Here is a 15,537-nt window from a genome sequence, read left to right on the forward strand (position 1 = left end):
GCGATGGCCGTGATCTAGAGGTCGATGACGACCTTGCCGTGCACGTGCCGGCCGGCCTGGAGCTCGGTCGCGCGGCGGATCTGCTCGACGGGGAAGTGTGCCGCGACAGGCACCCGGAGCCGGCCCGCCGCGACCAGGCGGGCGATCTCTTCCAGAGCGCCGGGGGCGGCGTTCGCGCCGTTGGCCGCCGGCACGCCGTCGACGTGCGCGGCGATGGTGCAGATGCGGCCGTCCGGGACGCCGAGTTCCCTCGCGGCGTGCACTGTTTCTGTACCGTGCAGGTCGATGGCGGCGGTGACACCGCCGGGAGCGAGTGCTCGGACCCGGCCGGCCAGGCCGTCGCCGTAGGCGACCGGCTCGGCTCCGAGATCGCGCAGGAAATCGGATGATGTCGCCGACCCCGTCCCGATCACGCGCGCTCCGGCGATCCGGGCCAGCTGGACGGCGAACACCCCGACACCGCCCGCCGCGCCGCCGATCAGCACGGTGTCGTCCGGGCCGGGGGCGACCGCGGCGATGGCGGCGGATGCCGTGCGGCCGGCGATCGTGAGGGTGGCGGCGGTGCGGTCGTCGACGCCGTCGGGAGTGTGATGGGCCTCGTTCGCCGCGATCCCCCCGGCCGGGTCGACAACCACGAAGTCGGCGACCGCGCGGGACAGGGCGCCCCCGAACACCCGGTCGCCGGGCGCGAAACCGGTCACCCCGTCACCGACCTGGTCGACCAGTCCCGCGTAGTCGGTGCCGAACCCGGCGGGGAGGCTCAAGCCGAACCGGGCGGCGGTGTCCGCGTCCGCGGTCATGATCCAGTCCATCGGGTTCAGACCGGCCGCGGTGACCCGCACGCGGATCTGTCCCGGGCCGGCCTGCGGAGCGGGGACCTCACGGACGTCCAGGACTTCGGGGCCGCCGAACGAATCGAGCCGGACCGCCCTGCTCCTGCCCATCGGCGGTTGATCGCTCTGTTCCTGCATGTACGCCTGTCTCCTTGGGGTCGAGGGAACGCCTTGAAGCGGACTATGCTCCGTTTCCGTGCGTGACCCTAACACAACCGGAGCGTGTTCCATTTTGGCTGAGGCGGAGATGCGCGTGCCACGGGCGGACGCAGCCCGTAACCGCGACCAGTTGCTCGCGGTGGCGACCCGCGCGTTCATGTCGGCCGACGCCGAGCCGTCGATGCGGGCGATCGCCCGCGAGGCCGGAGTCGGCATCGCCACGCTCTACCGGCACTTCCCGACCCGTGAGTCGCTGGTCGACGCGGTCTACCGGGACCAGGTCGTGCGGCTGACGACCGGCGCCCGCGAGCTGCTCGGGCGGCTGCCCCCGGCTGCGGCGATGCGGCGCTGGATGGACTTGTTCGGGGACTGGATCGCGACCAAGAACGGCATGCTCGACACGCTGCTCTCGATGATCGAGTCGGGCGAGATCGCCCATGCACAGACCCGGGGGGAGCTACTGGCGGCCATCACCACGATTCTCGACGCCGGTCGCGCGGCGGGCGACCTCCGCTCCGACGTCGCCGCCGAAGACATCGCCGCCTCCCTCATCGGCATCTTCACCGTGGCCCCACGGCGCGAGCATGATGCCAAGGCCGGTCGCCTGCTGGACCTCCTGATGGACGGCCTCCGGCCCGCCGCCCGGCCGGCCTGAGCCCGGTTCACCCGGATTCGTGATCAGGCGGGTCTTCCCCACACCCTCAGGCGGCGGTCATTCCGCCGTCGATGGCGAGCGCGGCACCGGTGATGAACCGGGCTTCGTCGCTCAGCAGGAACGCCACGAACGCGGCGATCTCCTCCGGCTGAGCGATCCGTCCGATCGGGTGCATCGCCCCCGCCGCGCGCAGGGACTCTTCCGGTGACGGACCCAGGTTGCCGCGCAGCAGCGGCGTGTCGACGCCACCGGTGACCAGGGCGTTGATTCGTATGCCGGACCCGGCCACGTCGAGCGCCGCCGACCGGGTCAGCCCGAGCACGCCGTGCTTGGCAGCGCTGTAGGAAGCCATGCCCGCCTGCCCGGTGACGCCGAGTACGGAGGCGTTGTTGACGATGGCGCCACCGCCGGCGGCCCGTAGCGCGGGGATCTGATGCTTCAGGCCGAAGAAGACGCTGCTGAGGTTGAGGGCCAGGTCGGCGTGCCAGGCGTCGCCGTCCACGTCCGTCACCGGCCCGACCGCGGTGGCGGCACCGACGTTGTTGAAGACGCCGTCGAGTCGGCCGTACCGGCTCACCGCCTGCCGGACCAGCTCCGCCATCTCGGCCTCCACTGTCACGTCGGCGGGTACGAAAGTGGCCTCGCCTGCGGCGGAGCGCAGTGCGGCGGCCAGCGCGTCGCCGGCGTTCTTGCCACGTGCGGCCAGAACAACGTGTCCGCCCTCGGCCGCGATCAGTTCGGCGGCGGCACGGCCCATGCCGGAGGTGGCACCGGTGATCAGGATGACTTTCTCTGCGAAACGTGCAGGCATGACTACTCCCTTGATGTGCGGGTTGGCGATGTCAGAAGGTGAGCACGAGCCGGCCGCGAAGACCGCCGGCCTCGATCCGCCGGTGCGCCTCGGCCGCCTCGGCCGCGGGCAGGGCCGCCGCGACGTGGGGAGTGAGCAGGCCCGACTCGGCGAGCAGGCGGACCTGTTCCAGCTTGTCCGTCCGCCCCGCGTAGTCGGGGACGAACGGTGTCAGCACCGTGACACGGCCGCCGCCGTCGATCTCTTGGCCGCCGGGCTCGCCGGCGGTGCGGAAGCGTGCGTACTGACCGCCGTCGCGTACGGCGTGAAGAAGGCGTGGCCCGACCAGCGCCGTGTCGGCGATCGCGGCCACACCGTCCGGATACCGGGCCCGGATACGCTCGGCGACGTCGGATCCTCTGGCCACGATGTCCGCCGCGCCGGAGCGGCGGACCAGGTCCTCGTCGGCGGGCGCGGCGTCCGCGACCACGTTCAGTCCGGCGTGCCTGCCCAGCTCGACCAGGTAGCCGCCGAGCGTCCCGGCGGCCCCTATCACGGCGAGGACCGAGCCGGGCGCGAGTGCGAGCCGATCGAGCGTCAGCAGCGCGGTGAGTCCGTTCATCGGCAGCGTGGCCGCCGCCGTGTGGTCGGTGCCCGCGGGGGCGCGGACGACCCAGCCGACCGGCAGCACCACGTATTCGGCGTAGCCGCCCGCGGCCGGGCCGATCGGATGCACCATCGCCATCACCGGGTCTCCCGGTGCCAGCGCGGTCTCCGTGCCCGGTCCGATCTCGTCGACCATGCCGGCGACGTCCATCCCGGGCACGTACGGCGCCCGCACCCCGGTGAACAGCCGCGCGAGCGCGCCGGAGCGCAACAGCGTGTCCGCCGGATTCACCGCGACCGCACGCACCCGCACCCGGACCTCGCCGGGCCCGGCATGCGGCTCCGGCAGGTCGACGACCCGCAACACCTCGGGCCCTCCGAACTCATACAGGCCGACTGCTTGCATAGCCGCAGCTCCTCGGTGGTTCTCTTCTTATACCTGGTACGACTTCAGTACCGTTGCACGAGGCTGACGGAGGCGGCAAGAAGGCACTTCGACATGCCCAGGTATCGCCGAGAGAACCGTTCCTTACAGGAACCTGGTATAGCTCGTATACTGCATGGTATGACGCATCCGATCCCGCAGGCGGACGACACCGCCGCAGACCGATGCGAGCAGGCGCGCGACCTGATCCGCGACGTACTCGAACGGGTCGGCGACAAGTGGTCGGTGGTGGTCATCTGCCAGCTGAGCGACACCACCCGGCGGTTCAACGAACTGCGCCGGATGAGCGCGCCCATCACCCAGCGCATGCTCAGCACGACACTGCGCGGCCTCGAACGGGACGGTCTGGTGACGCGGACCGTCCATGACACCACTCCCCCGCGAGTCGACTACGCGCTGACCTCGCGCGGGCTCAGTCTGCTCAAAATCGTCCGCGACCTGGCCGGATGGGCCGAGGACAACGCCCCAGGCATTCTGGAGTCCAGGACGACCTTCGACGCCAGATGAACGTGGCAGATCCGGGCTGCCGAGATTCGACCAGGCCGGAGTGTTGATCCGCGTCGACGAGCCCGGGGTCGCGCTCGGCGCCAAGGTGCCGGGCACCCGCGAGCGCCGGGAGGTCCCGGCTGCGCCGGTGGAGAGACCGGGTCAGGAGGGGAGAGCGTCGGTAACGCATCGGATGACGAGGACGAAGGCCACGCAGCACGCCCACAGCGCCGCCGAGCAGTCCTATGGCGAGGAGGATCCCCAGCCTGGCCATGTCGGCCGGGGAGAACGTGAGGGTTCCGGCGTCGTTCACCAGGAACCCGGTGAGGAACATCCACGCCATGGTGGCCGTGGCCGACGCGTTGATCAGGCTCCGGCCTCGTGCCGCGTAAACGGCCACGACGATCGCGACGGTCATCACCCGATCAGCGATGGTGGAAAAGGCCGATGCGGCGGCGCAGGACAGTACGGCCGATACGAATCCACCCACCAAGAGAAATTCGAGTGGGGCGGGGCGAATGACGCGAAACCTCATGCCTCGATGAAAGCGCATTCAAAGTCTTTTGCGCCGTTTTGTATACGATACTCCTACGCCTCCGAGATGACTTCTGACGCGATATTGACGTCCCTCCCCTCCTGCGAGGGCGTCGAGGGCGAACTCATGCTCGTCAGTCGGAACCGCCTGGTTCAGGGCGTGAACCGGTAGCCCATTCCCGGCTCTGTGACCAGGTGCACGGGGTGAGAGGGGTCGGGTTCGAGCTTCTTGCGAAGTTGCGCCATGTACTGACGCAGATAGTTCGTCTCCTTGACGTGGGTGCGGCCCCATACTTCGGCGAGCAGGTGCCGCTGGCTGATGAGCTTGCCGGGGTTGCGGACCAGGATTTCCAGCAGGTGCCACTCCGTCGGGGTGAGCCGCAGTCCCCCCGAGATTGTTTTGCTCGTCATATCCACCACGTGGTCGCCGATTTTGACGGACGCGAGTTCGTGCGCCTGGATGGCCGCTCTGCGCGTCACCGCTCGCACGCGGGCGAGGAGTTCGTCGATGCCGAAGGGCTTGGTGACGTAGTCGTCGGCGCCGGCGTCCAGAGCGGCGATCTTGTCGGTGGTGGCCGTGCGTCCGGACAGGACCAGGATCGGCATCGAGGACCAGCCGCGCAGGCCGTGGATGACGTCCACGCCGTCCATGTCGGGCAGACCGAGGTCGAGCAGCACCACGTCGGGGCGCCAGTCGGCGGCGGCGCGCAGGGCGGAGGAGCCGTCGGCGACGGCCTCGACCTCGTATCGGCGGGCGGCCAGGTTGATGCGCAGTGCCCTGAGGATCTGGGGCTCGTCGTCGACGACAAGAATTCGGGTCATGTCGTTCCCCCCTGTGCGATGGCGGCTCGCGAGGAGATCGGCAGGGTGAGGACCATGGTGAGACCGCCGCCCGGGGTCTCCTCGGGCGTGAGGCTGCCTCCCATGGCCTCCGCCAGGCCGCGCGAGAGCGCGAGGCCGAGGCCGATGCCGGTGTGGTTGTCCCGGTCTCCGAGGCGCTGGAAGGGCATGAAGACGCGGTCGTACGCCTCGAATGGAATGCCGGGACCACGATCGACGACGCGTATCTCCACGTTGTCGCCGTGCCAACTCGCGGTGATGAGAACCTTCCCGCCGTCCGGGCTGTAGCGGACGGCGTTGGTCATCAGGTTGACCAGAATGCGTTCGACCAGTGCGGGATCGGCGACGATCTCGGGAAGCTCAAGCGCGATGTCCCCTTCCACCTGGTCGCTCAGCGGTCCGAGGTCGTCGATCGATCGGGGCACGATCTCCTCCAGCGCCACCGGTTGAAGCGACAGCCCGAGCACTCCGGCCTGCAGCCGGCTCATGTCGAGAAGGTTCGCGACGAGCCGGTCGAGCTTGTACAGCGACTCGTCCGCCGTGGCGAGCAGCTCCTCGCGGTCCTCCGCGGACCAGTCGACATCGGTCGCGCGCAGGCTCTCCACGGCCGCGCGCGCCGAGGCGAGAGGAGTGCGCAGGTCGTGGCTGACGGCGGCCAGCAGCGCGGTGCGCATCTTGTCCGCCTCCGCCAGTGGTTTGGCCTTCTCGGCCTCCTCACGCAGACGCTCCTGTCGGAGGGCCACCGCGGCCTCGGCGGCGAAGGCCTGGAGCACGCGGCGGTCGGCGGCGTCGAGCAGCCGCCCGCGCAGGACCAGGACGAGGTCGTCGTCGACGGCCACATCCGTGTCCGCGACAGCCGGACACGTGCAGGGGGCACCCCCGGCGGTGGCGACGATGCGCCACGCCTCAGGTTCTGAGTGCACGTCGGGGCTCGTCGTGGCGTCGGGGCGGCGTTCGAGCAGCGTGACCGAGGTGAGCGCGAAGGTCTCCCGCAGCCTGGCGAGTAGCGAAGGCAGCGCGTGCTCGCCACGCAGCACGTGCCCGGCCAGGGTGGACAGCACCTCGGCGTCGGCCTGGGCCCGTGCGGCCTCGCGCGTGCGCCGGGCGGCGAGGTCGACGACGGTGCTCACCATGATCGCGACCAGTACGTAAATCGTCAGGGCGAGCAGGTTCTCCGGGTCGGCGATGGTGAACCGGCTGACGGGCGGGGTGAAGAAGTAGTTCAGCAGGAGCGAGCCGCCCACCGCGGCGGTGACCGCGGGCCACCTGCCGCCGATCAGGGCGACGCCCACGACGGCGAGCAGGAACAGCAGGATCTCGCTGGGCAGCGACAGGTCGTGGCGGAACGGCAGCAGCGCCAGCGTCAGGAGGGGAAGCCCGAGGATCGCCGTGGTCCAGCCGGCGATCCGCCGGTTGCGGGTGAGCGCGGCCTGCGACCGTGAGGGATGCCTGCCCTTGCTGACCTGCTCATGAGTGATCATGTGGACGTCGATCGAGCCGGAGCGGGCCGTCGTCTGGACTCCCACACCGCGGGAGAAGATCTGGGCGAACCGGCCGCGCCGGGAGGCGCCGAGCACGAGCTGGGTGGCGTTGACGCCGCGGGCGAAGTCGAGCAGCGCGCGGGGGACGTCATCGCCGACGACCTGGTGGTAGGTCCCGCCGATGCTCTCCACCAGCGTGCGCTGGTGCGCCAGCAGCGCCGGGTCGCCGCCGGCGAGCCCGTCGGCCCGGGTGACGTGCACGGCCAGTAGGTCGGCGCCCTTGCTCCTGGCGGCGATGCGGGCCGCTCGCCTGATGAGGGTGTCGCCCTCCGGCCCGCCGGTGAGCGCGACGACGACGCGTTCCCGGGCCTCCCAGGTGCCCGCGATGCCGTGCTCGGCGCGGTAGCGGTCGAGCTGCTCGTCCACCTTGTCCGCCACCCACAGCAGGGCCAGCTCGCGGAGCGCCGTCAGGTTGCCGACCCGGAAGTAGTTGGCGAGCGCGGCGTCCACCTTCTCAGGTGGGTAGACGTTTCCGTGGGCCATCCGGCGGCGCAGCGCCTCGGGGGACATGTCGACCAGCTCGACCTGGTCGGCCCGCCGTACGACCTCGTCGGGCACGGTCTCCCGCTGCGGGACGCCCGTGATCTCCTGGACGACGTCGTTGACCGACTCCAGGTGCTGGATGTTCACCGTTGATACGACGTCGATCCCGGCGTCGAGGAGCTCGTCGATGTCCTGCCAGCGCTTGACGTTGCGCGAGCCGGGCACGTTGGTGTGCGCCAGCTCGTCGACCAGGACGATCTTTGGTGCGCGGGCGATGACCGCCTCGACGTCCAGCTCGGTGAAGGTCGCACCTTTGTAGACGACACGTCGCCGTGGGAGGACCTCCATGCCCTCAAGGAGTCCGGCGGTGCGGGGGCGGTCGTGGGTCTCGACGATACCCACGACCACGTCCTTGTCCCGCTCCGTGGCCCTGCGACCTTCGCTGAGCATCGCGTAGGTCTTGCCGACCCCGGGTGCCGCGCCGAGGTAGATCCGCAGCCGCCCGCGCGCCATCTACCTCATCCCTTCAGCCTGTCCAGATTCAGGTTGAGCTCCAGCACGTTCACGCCGGGCTCGCCCATGAACCCGAGCGCCCTGCCGGTGGTATGCCGCCCGATGAGGGCCCGCACCCTGTGTACGTCCAGCCCTCGTTCCCTGGCGACCCGGGGAGCCTGCAGTTCGGCGTAGGCGACGGAGATGTGCGGGTCGAGGCCGCTGCCGCTCGCGGTGACGGCGTCCGGCGGGACGACCGCTCGGGCGTCTCCGCGGACCGGCACGGTACGGCCCGCCGCGTAGTCCTCGCCCGGCTTGCCGCACTCGACCTTCACCCCTTGGTAGACCGGGATGAACGGCGTGGCCGGGCACGCCTGGTTGACGCTGACCACCCGGGTCGGCGTGCCGACGGCGGGGAAGACCTTCAGCACCGCGCCGACCCCGTCGCCGGTGCAGTACGGCCGGGCCCCGCTGACGCCTTCCAGCGCACCGACCTCCTTGGAACGGGCGCACACCTGGGTGAGCAGGCTCTGCCTGCCGGTGTCGGGGTTTCCCTCGTCGTCCTTCGCGCCCGGCACCGGGAGGGTGTCGAGAACGTCCTGCGGGCCGAGGTTGCTCGCGCCCGAGGCCAGCGGGTCGTACCCGCCCGCGGAGGGACGGCTCTGGAAGTACTTCGTGAGTGGGAGGCCGTCCCCGTCGGTGAAGCTCTGCCCGATGAGGGCGCTGCCCACGTCCTTGCCGCCCTCCTGGAGGCGGGAACCGTTGGCGTTGCCGTTCATCACGGCCTGCGCGATGCCCGTGACCAGCAGTGGGTAGATCGCTCCGGTCACCAGGGTGAGCACGAGAAGCGCGCGCAGCGCCGCGAGGTGCTGGCGAATCCAGCTTGGCAGGCGTTCCATTTATGACATCCCCGGAAGGAACTGGATCAGTAGGTCGATGAGTTTGATGCCGAGGAACGGGACGATGATCCCGCCGAGGCCGTAGACATAGAGGTTGCGGCTGAGGAGCTTGGAGGCGCTGGAGGGGCGGTATCGGACGCCGCGCAGGGCGAGGGGGATCAGGGCGACGATGACCAGGGCGTTGAAGATCACCGCGGACAGGATGGCCGACTGGGGGCTGTGCAGCCGCATGACGTTCAGCGTGTCCAGGCCGGGATAGACCGCCGCGAACATCGCGGGGATGATCGCGAAGTATTTCGCGATGTCGTTGGCGATGGAGAAGGTGGTCAGCGCTCCGCGGGTGATGAGTAGTTGTTTGCCGATCTCGACGATCTCGATGAGTTTGGTGGGGTTGGAGTCGAGGTCGACCATGTTCCCGGCTTCTTTGGCGGCCGAGGTGCCGGTGTTCATCGCCACGCCCACGTCGGCCTGCGCCAGGGCGGGGGCGTCGTTGGTGCCGTCGCCGGTCATGGCGACCAGCCGCCCGCCTTCCTGCTCCTTGCGGATGAGTGCGAGTTTGTCTTCGGGGGTGGCCTCGGCGAGGAAGTCGTCCACGCCGGCTTCGTCGGCGATGGCCTTGGCGGTCAGCGGGTTGTCTCCGGTGATCATGACGGTGCGGATGCCCATCCGGCGCATCTCGTCGAACCGTTCGCGCATGCCTTGTTTGACGACGTCCTTGAGGTGAATCACCCCGAGCACGCGCGCGGTGCCGCCGTCGGTGATCTCGCCGACGACCAGGGGGGTGCCGCCGGAGGCGGAGATCCCGTCGACCAGCTCCCCGACGTGCCCGCCCGGCTGGCCGCCGTTGTCGCGGACCCATTTCATCACGGCGGTCGCGGCGCCCTTGCGGACCCGGCGCCCGTCGACGTCGACCCCGGACATGCGGGTCTGGGCGGTGAAGGCGATCCACTCGGCGTGGGCCAGCTCACCCGGACGCCGTTCACGCAGGCCGTGGGCGTTCTTGGCATAGACCACGATCGAACGGCCCTCGGGGGTCTCGTCGGCCAGGCTGGACAGCTGCGCCGCTTGTGCGAGCTCCATGACGGGCACCCCGGGCACCGGGAGGAACTCGGCCGCCTGCCGGTTGCCCAACGTGATCGTGCCGGTCTTGTCCAGCAGCAGGGTGCTGACGTCTCCGGCGGCCTCGACCGCACGGCCGGACATGGCCAGCACGTTGCGCTGCACCAGGCGGTCCATGCCCGCGATGCCGATGGCCGACAACAACGCCCCGATCGTGGTCGGGATCAGGCAGACCAGCAGCGACACGAGCACCACCCCGCTCACCCCCTCGGCGCCGAGCGCGGGCGTGTCCGGTACGCCTGGATTCTGCGCCTTGGAGTAGATGGCCAGCGGCTGCATGGTGACGGTGGCGATCAGGAAGATGATCGTGAGCGCGGCCAGCAGGATGTTCAAAGCGATCTCGTTGGGGGTCTTCTGCCGGTTGGCGCCCTCGACCAGGGCGATCATCCGGTCGATGAAGCTCTCTCCGGGCTTCTGCGTGATCTGTACGATGATCCGGTCCGACAGCACCTTCGTGCCGCCCGTGACCGCCGAGCGGTCCCCGCCCGACTCGCGGATCACCGGCGCGGACTCACCCGTGATCGCCGACTCGTCCACACTGGCGATGCCCTCCACCACATCGCCATCACCCGGGATCACCTCTCCCGCCTCGACCACGACATGGTCACCCTGCCGCAGTTCCGGCGCGCCGACGCTGTCCCACTCGACCGCCGCCTGTCCCGGCCGCCAGTCCTTGAGACGGCGCGCCGTGGTGTCGCGCTTGGCCGCCCGCAATGTCGCGGCCTGAGCCTTGCCCCGGCCCTCGGCCACCGCCTCGGCCAGATTGGCGAACACGACCGTCAGCCACAACCACACCACGATCGCCCAGGCGAACAACGAGGGATCGCTGAACGCCAGCACGGTCGTGAACGCCGCACCGACCTCGACCACGAGCATCACCGGGTTACGCCACAGCGTCACCGGGTTCAGCTTCCGCAGCGCGTCGGGCAGCGAGGTGACGAGTTGCTTGGGGTCGAGCAGGCCGCTGCTCACCTTGCCGCCCTTCCCGGGAGCGGGCGCTTGGCCCGGAGCTTCCGGCGCCTGGAGCACTGTCATCACTGGATTCCTTCTGCGAGCGGGCCGAGAGCCAGAGCGGGGAGGAAGGTCAGCGCCACCACGATGATCGTCACGCCGACGACCATGCCGACGAACTGCGGGCGGTGGGTGGGCAGCGTCCCCGCGGAGGCCGGCGTGGGGGCCTGCCTGGCCAGCGAGCCGGCGAGGCCGAGCACGAAGACGATCGGCAGGAACCGGCCGAAGGCCATGCACAGCCCGAGCGCGGTGTCGTACCACGGGGTGTTCACGGTGATGCCGGCGAACGCCGACCCGTTGTTGTTGGAGGCGCTGGTGAACGCGTAGAGCACCTCGGACAGGCCGTGCGGCCCGGAGTTGAGCATGCTCGCCCGCTGCTCGGGTGAGGCCATGGCCAGGGCGGTGCCCACGAGCACGAGCGCCGGGGTGGTCAGGAAGTAGAGCGAGGCCAGCTTGATCTCTCGCGAGCCGATCTTCTTGCCCAGGTACTCCGGCGTACGGCCCACCATGAGGCCGGCGACGAAGACGGTGATCACCGCGAGCACGAGCATGCCGTACAGGCCGGCGCCCACCCCGCCGGGCGCCACCTCGCCCAGCATCATGTTGAACATCGTCATCATGCCGCCGAGCGCGGTGAAGGAGTCGTGGAAGGAGTCGACGGCGCCGGTCGAGGTCAGCGTCGTGGCCGCGGCGAAGGTCCCCGAGTTCGGCACGCCGAACCTGACCTCCTTGCCTTCCATCGCGGCGCCGACCGCCTGAGGAACGGTGCCGTGGTGTGCGATCTCCAGCCCGGTGACCAGCGCGACGGAGGCGAGGGCCAGCACGCCCATGATCGCGACGATCGCGTAGCCCTGCCGCCGGTCGCCGACCATGCGGCCGAAGGTGCGCGGCAGCGCGAACGGCAGCATGAGGATCAGGAAGATCTCCAGCCAGTTCGTCCACGAGGCCGCGTTCTCGAAGGGGTGGGCGGAGTTGGCGTTGTAGAAGCCGCCGCCGTTGTTGCCGAGCTCCTTGATGACCTCCTGGCTCGCCACCGGCCCGCCGGTGATGCCCTGCGTGCCCCCGGCCAGCGTGGAGATCTCGTGGATGCCCGAGAGGTTCTGAATGACGCCGCCGGCCACCAGGAGGAGCGCCCCGACGAACGCGATCGGCAGCAGGATGCGGATCGTGCCGCGGACCAGGTCCACCCAGAAGTTGCCGAGATTCTCCGTCTGCTTGCGGGCGAAGCCCCGCACGAGCGCGACCGCGACGGCCATGCCCACCGCGGCCGACACGAAGTTCTGCACCGCCAGGCCGGCCATCTGCACGAGGTGGCCCATCGCGGACTCACCCGAGTACGCCTGCCAGTTGGTGTTGGTGACGAAACTGACCGCGGTGTTCCACGCCACGTGGTCCGTCACCCCGGGAAAACCGAGGCTCAGCAGCAGCTTGTCCTGCAGGCGCTGGAAGCCGTAGAGGAACAGGATCGAGACGGCCGAGAAGGCGAGCACGCTGCGGGCGTAGACGCCCCATCGCTGCTCGGTGTCCGGCCGGACCCCGATGAGACGGTAGATCACTCGCTCGAAGGCCAGGTGCCGCGTGCCGCTGTAGACGCGGTACATGTAGTCGCCGAGCGGCCGGTGCGTCAGCACCAGGGCGACGACGAGGGATGCGATGAACAGGATCCCGGCCGTGGTCGGCGACATCAGAAACGCTCCGGAAACAGCAGGGCCGCGACCATGAAGATCACCAGGCCGGCGGCCACGACCAGACCCACGGCGTTGACAGCGCTCACAGGCGCTCCACCGCCTTCACTACGAGCCCGCAGATCGCGAATATCGCGACCGTCAGGGCGACGAAGATGACGTCAGCCATCTCACTTCCTCAAATCCGGATGCTTGCCTGGCCGCCGGACAGACGGCCACAAACCAGCAAAGCGCCAGGTTCGAGGAGGCCCTGATGTTCTTGACGCCTTTCATACGCCGGACGCCGGAATAGCTACGCGGTTCCTACGCGGCCGGCTGGGTGGAGAAGCAGTCGAATGGCCGGCGCGCCGTCACGCGCGGGCGCGACCAGGACCGCGGCCATGCGTCAACGTCGCGTCAGCTTTCCGCGGCATGGCGTCGGGATTCCGTAGCGATGGCGTTCCCGCTGGTCGCGTGGAATCTAACGTCGCCTTCGTAGAGTCCTCTGGAAGGCATGAGATGCTCGAAGATCCCTTATATGTGCCGGTTCGCCGCAGTTCGTTCTCCCTGGCGCTACGCCTGTTCCGTACGGCCGCGGGCACGCGGACGGCGGTGGCCTTCACCTCGCCGCTCCGGCTGACGAAGGTGCTGGGCAGCGGCCAGGACTGGGTCCGCCTGAGTGAGCCCGCGCTGCGGAGCATGACCGATGATCTCGGCGTGATCGGCATCGTGATCGACCCCGCCGGCGTGATGAGCCGGCCGATCCCCAGGACCGCGTGATGTGCATCCTCCAACAGAACCTCACCGACCAAGACCGATTCGCAGAGCCGCTGACGGCCGGGAATCCGCCTTCACGCGGACAGGAGAACCCCAGCGGTCTCCGGCACGACCTCGACCGGCAGGACCCCGAGAAGCACACCGAGAGGCGGGGACCAGCCCACTAGCCGACGTGGACGTGAGGCCTGCGCTCGAGGTCCGGCTCCGCCTTGCGCAGCACCTCACGGGTGAGCGGAGGCACGTCGCCGCCGCCGAACACCAGGTAGCGCAGCATGGCGAGCACCGGGTTCCCCTCGGCCCAGTGGAAGTAGATGTGCGGCACCGCGCCGGTGCGGTCGCGGAGGTGGAGCAGGAGCGCGGCCAGTGAGTTCGGCACGGCGGAGCTCTCGATCCGCAGGATCTTGTGCCCGTAGCGCTCCTCGCCCCGGACGTGCAGTTCCGTCTCGAACTCCGAGGCGTCCGGCACGGTCACCTCGACGAACATGACCGGTTCGTCGCTGCGCAGCCGGTGGTTGAGCCACTGCTCGCGCAGCTTGTCGTTGTACTCGTCCTGGTCACGCTGATGGGGCTCGTTGGCGATCAGGTGGATCAGGCCGCCGGCCCCGTTCACCCACTGCTCGGCCAATGGGTCCAGGTCGACCTCGGTCACTCGCAACTCCGTGGAACGGGTGGCCCGGGAGATCACCGAGGTGATGATGATCGCGGCGATGAAGAAGGAAGCGATCTTCACGCCGTCCGGCCGCTCGATCACGTTGTCGACCAGCGTGTAGGCGAGGACCGCCGCGATCAGCCCGAAGCCGATCGAGGCGGCCGTCTGGCCCCTCCTGAACGCCGACAGGGTCACCGCGACCGCCGCCGACAGCATCAGCACCAGCACGCCTGTGGCGTAGGCGCCGCCCTGGGCGTCCACGTCGGCGTCGAAGATGATCGTGATGGCGAACGCGATCGCCGCGAAGACGAGCACCAGGGGCCGCACCGCCCCGGTCCACTCGGGCGCCATGCCGTACCGGGGGAGGTAGCGCGGCACCAGGTTGATGAGGCCGGCCATCGCCGAGGCGCCCGCGAACCACAGGATCGCGATCGTGGAGACGTCGTACACGCTGCCGAACCACTCGCCGAGGAACGTGTGCGCCAGGTAGGCCAGCGCACGGCCGCTCGCCTTGCCCCCCTCCCCGAACTCCTCGTGGGGGATCAGCATGGTCGTGACGAAGCTGGAGAAGATCAGGAAGACGCTCATGACGAGGGCGGCCACGGTGAGCAGGCGCTTGGTGCCCGTGATGCGCTGCCGTACGTCGCCCCTGACGACGGGCATCACGGCGACGCCGGTCTCGAAGCCCGACATGCCCAGCGCGAGCTTCGGCATGACCAGCAGCGACAGGCCGATCATGGCCAGTGGGCCGCTGTAGCCGGCGTCCAGCGTGTGCGTCCAGTCGACGACCATCTGGGGCGCCTGAAGGACGTGGATGATCGACGTGACCACGACGACGGCGTTGAGCGCGAGGTAGACGAGGACGAGGATCACCGCGATGCCGATCGCCTCGGTGAAGCCCATCAGGAACACTCCGCCGAGCAGGGCCAGCAGGAACAGTGTGACGGGCACCCGCTGTCCCTGGAGCCAGTGCGGCGCGAACGGGTTCTCCAGGATGTGCGCGGTCGCGTCGGCGGCCGACAGCGTCATGGTGATGACGAAATCGGTGGCCGCGAAGCCGAGCAGGGCCAGGACGAACAGCTTGCCCCACCACTGCGGCGCCAGCTTCTCCAGCATCGCGATCGAGCCCTGGCCGTACGGGCTCTCGGCCGCCACCCGGCGGTAGACCGGCAGCGCGCCCAGCAGCGTGAGAGCGACCAGGAAGACCGTGGCGAGCGGAGACAGGAACCCGGCGGCGAGCGCCGCGATCCCCGGCTGGTAGCCGAGCGTGGAGAAGTAGTCCACACCGGTCAGGCACATCACCCGCCACCACGGGTGCTTCGCGTGCGGCCCGTGCTCGATCTCCTTGCGATCGGTCTGGAGACCTTCGAGCAACCAGGTACGCACCGGACCCGTCGGCGTGGCGACAGAACGCCCCAACCTGGCCACCTCCGGCATCAAGGACGCGTAAAGCAACGCATGCACACTACTGGCGCGTTTATCGCTGTCAGAGAGGCCAGGGCGTCAAGAAGGCGTCAAGAGCGGAAGTTGTTCGATCACCGAACGTGACGACGG

14 protein-coding genes are annotated in these 15,537 nt (G+C 69.4%); 4 read left to right on the top strand and 10 right to left on the bottom strand.

All coding sequences use genetic code 11. The features are described 5' to 3' along the window. Positions 1-14: 14 nt before the first annotated feature. Positions 15-971 (bottom strand): NADP-dependent oxidoreductase, encoded by a 957-nt coding sequence (locus ACIBK1_RS02440; protein WP_036409567.1) that lies wholly within the window; start codon positions 969-971, stop codon positions 15-17. Positions 972-1,086: 115 nt separating this feature from the next. On the opposite strand from ACIBK1_RS02440, the gene ACIBK1_RS02445 reads away from it, so the two are divergent. Next, positions 1,087-1,647, top strand: coding sequence for a TetR/AcrR family transcriptional regulator (locus tag ACIBK1_RS02445; RefSeq protein WP_449566878.1), 561 nt, complete (start codon positions 1,087-1,089; stop codon positions 1,645-1,647). 46 nt (positions 1,648-1,693) lie between these two features. Here ACIBK1_RS02445 and ACIBK1_RS02450 read toward each other — a convergent pair whose 3' ends face one another. After that, entirely contained in the window at positions 1,694-2,458 is a 765-nt protein-coding gene (locus tag ACIBK1_RS02450) for an SDR family NAD(P)-dependent oxidoreductase (protein WP_396731714.1), read from the bottom strand. Positions 2,459-2,489: 31 nt separating this feature from the next. Continuing rightward, positions 2,490-3,449: a quinone oxidoreductase family protein gene (locus tag ACIBK1_RS02455; protein ID WP_030512513.1), complete on the bottom strand. Its 960-nt coding sequence runs from the start codon at positions 3,447-3,449 to the stop codon at positions 2,490-2,492. A 159-nt stretch (positions 3,450-3,608) separates the two neighbouring features. Here ACIBK1_RS02455 and ACIBK1_RS02460 point away from each other — a divergent pair, with 159 nt between their 5' ends. Continuing rightward, positions 3,609-3,995, top strand: coding sequence for a winged helix-turn-helix transcriptional regulator (locus ACIBK1_RS02460; RefSeq protein ID WP_051762904.1), 387 nt, complete (start codon positions 3,609-3,611; stop codon positions 3,993-3,995). Between the two features lie 224 nt (positions 3,996-4,219). Beyond that, positions 4,220-4,366, top strand: a complete 147-nt coding sequence (locus ACIBK1_RS02465; RefSeq protein WP_156081280.1) for a hypothetical protein — start codon at positions 4,220-4,222, stop codon at positions 4,364-4,366. Positions 4,367-4,661: 295 nt separating this feature from the next. Here the strand turns inward: ACIBK1_RS02465 and ACIBK1_RS02470 are convergent, their stop codons facing one another. From ACIBK1_RS02470 to kdpF, 6 genes are read right to left on the bottom strand one after another with little or no spacing between them, the layout of a single operon-like run. After that, positions 4,662-5,330 carry a response regulator gene (locus ACIBK1_RS02470; RefSeq protein WP_030512511.1) on the bottom strand — a complete coding sequence of 223 codons (669 nt, stop codon included), beginning with the start codon at positions 5,328-5,330 and terminating at the stop codon, positions 4,662-4,664. Further along, positions 5,327-7,885, bottom strand: coding sequence for a DUF4118 domain-containing protein (locus tag ACIBK1_RS02475; protein ID WP_396723448.1), 2,559 nt, complete (start codon positions 7,883-7,885; stop codon positions 5,327-5,329). Before ACIBK1_RS02475 ends, ACIBK1_RS02470 begins: the two co-directional genes overlap by 4 nt. Before the next feature lie 5 nt (positions 7,886-7,890). Further along, positions 7,891-8,763 (bottom strand): potassium-transporting ATPase subunit C, encoded by an 873-nt coding sequence (locus ACIBK1_RS02480; RefSeq protein ID WP_396731719.1) that lies wholly within the window; start codon positions 8,761-8,763, stop codon positions 7,891-7,893. Next, positions 8,764-10,917: a potassium-transporting ATPase subunit KdpB gene (kdpB, locus tag ACIBK1_RS02485; RefSeq protein ID WP_396731722.1), complete on the bottom strand. Its 2,154-nt coding sequence runs from the start codon at positions 10,915-10,917 to the stop codon at positions 8,764-8,766. Beyond that, positions 10,917-12,578 (bottom strand): potassium-transporting ATPase subunit KdpA, encoded by a 1,662-nt coding sequence (gene kdpA, locus ACIBK1_RS02490; RefSeq protein ID WP_396731725.1) that lies wholly within the window; start codon positions 12,576-12,578, stop codon positions 10,917-10,919. The genes kdpB and kdpA overlap by 1 nt, the downstream gene beginning before the upstream one ends. Continuing rightward, a complete protein-coding gene (gene kdpF / locus ACIBK1_RS02495; protein ID WP_051762724.1) occupies positions 12,578-12,667 on the bottom strand; it encodes a K(+)-transporting ATPase subunit F in 90 nt (29 codons plus the stop codon). The genes kdpA and kdpF overlap by 1 nt, the downstream gene beginning before the upstream one ends. Positions 12,668-13,076: 409 nt before the next feature. Here kdpF and ACIBK1_RS02500 point away from each other — a divergent pair, with 409 nt between their 5' ends. Beyond that, complete coding sequence (locus ACIBK1_RS02500; protein WP_051762723.1) at positions 13,077-13,337, top strand: SAV_915 family protein; 261 nt, start codon at positions 13,077-13,079, stop codon at positions 13,335-13,337. Positions 13,338-13,497: 160 nt separating this feature from the next. Here ACIBK1_RS02500 and ACIBK1_RS02505 read toward each other — a convergent pair whose 3' ends face one another. Continuing rightward, positions 13,498-15,411, bottom strand: coding sequence for an amino acid transporter (locus tag ACIBK1_RS02505; protein ID WP_396723452.1), 1,914 nt, complete (start codon positions 15,409-15,411; stop codon positions 13,498-13,500). Between the last annotated feature and the right edge of the window lie 126 nt (positions 15,412-15,537).

It is taken from the genome of Microbispora rosea, from assembly GCF_044460045.1.
Taxonomy (GTDB): Bacteria; Actinomycetota; Actinomycetes; order Streptosporangiales; family Streptosporangiaceae; genus Microbispora; species Microbispora rosea.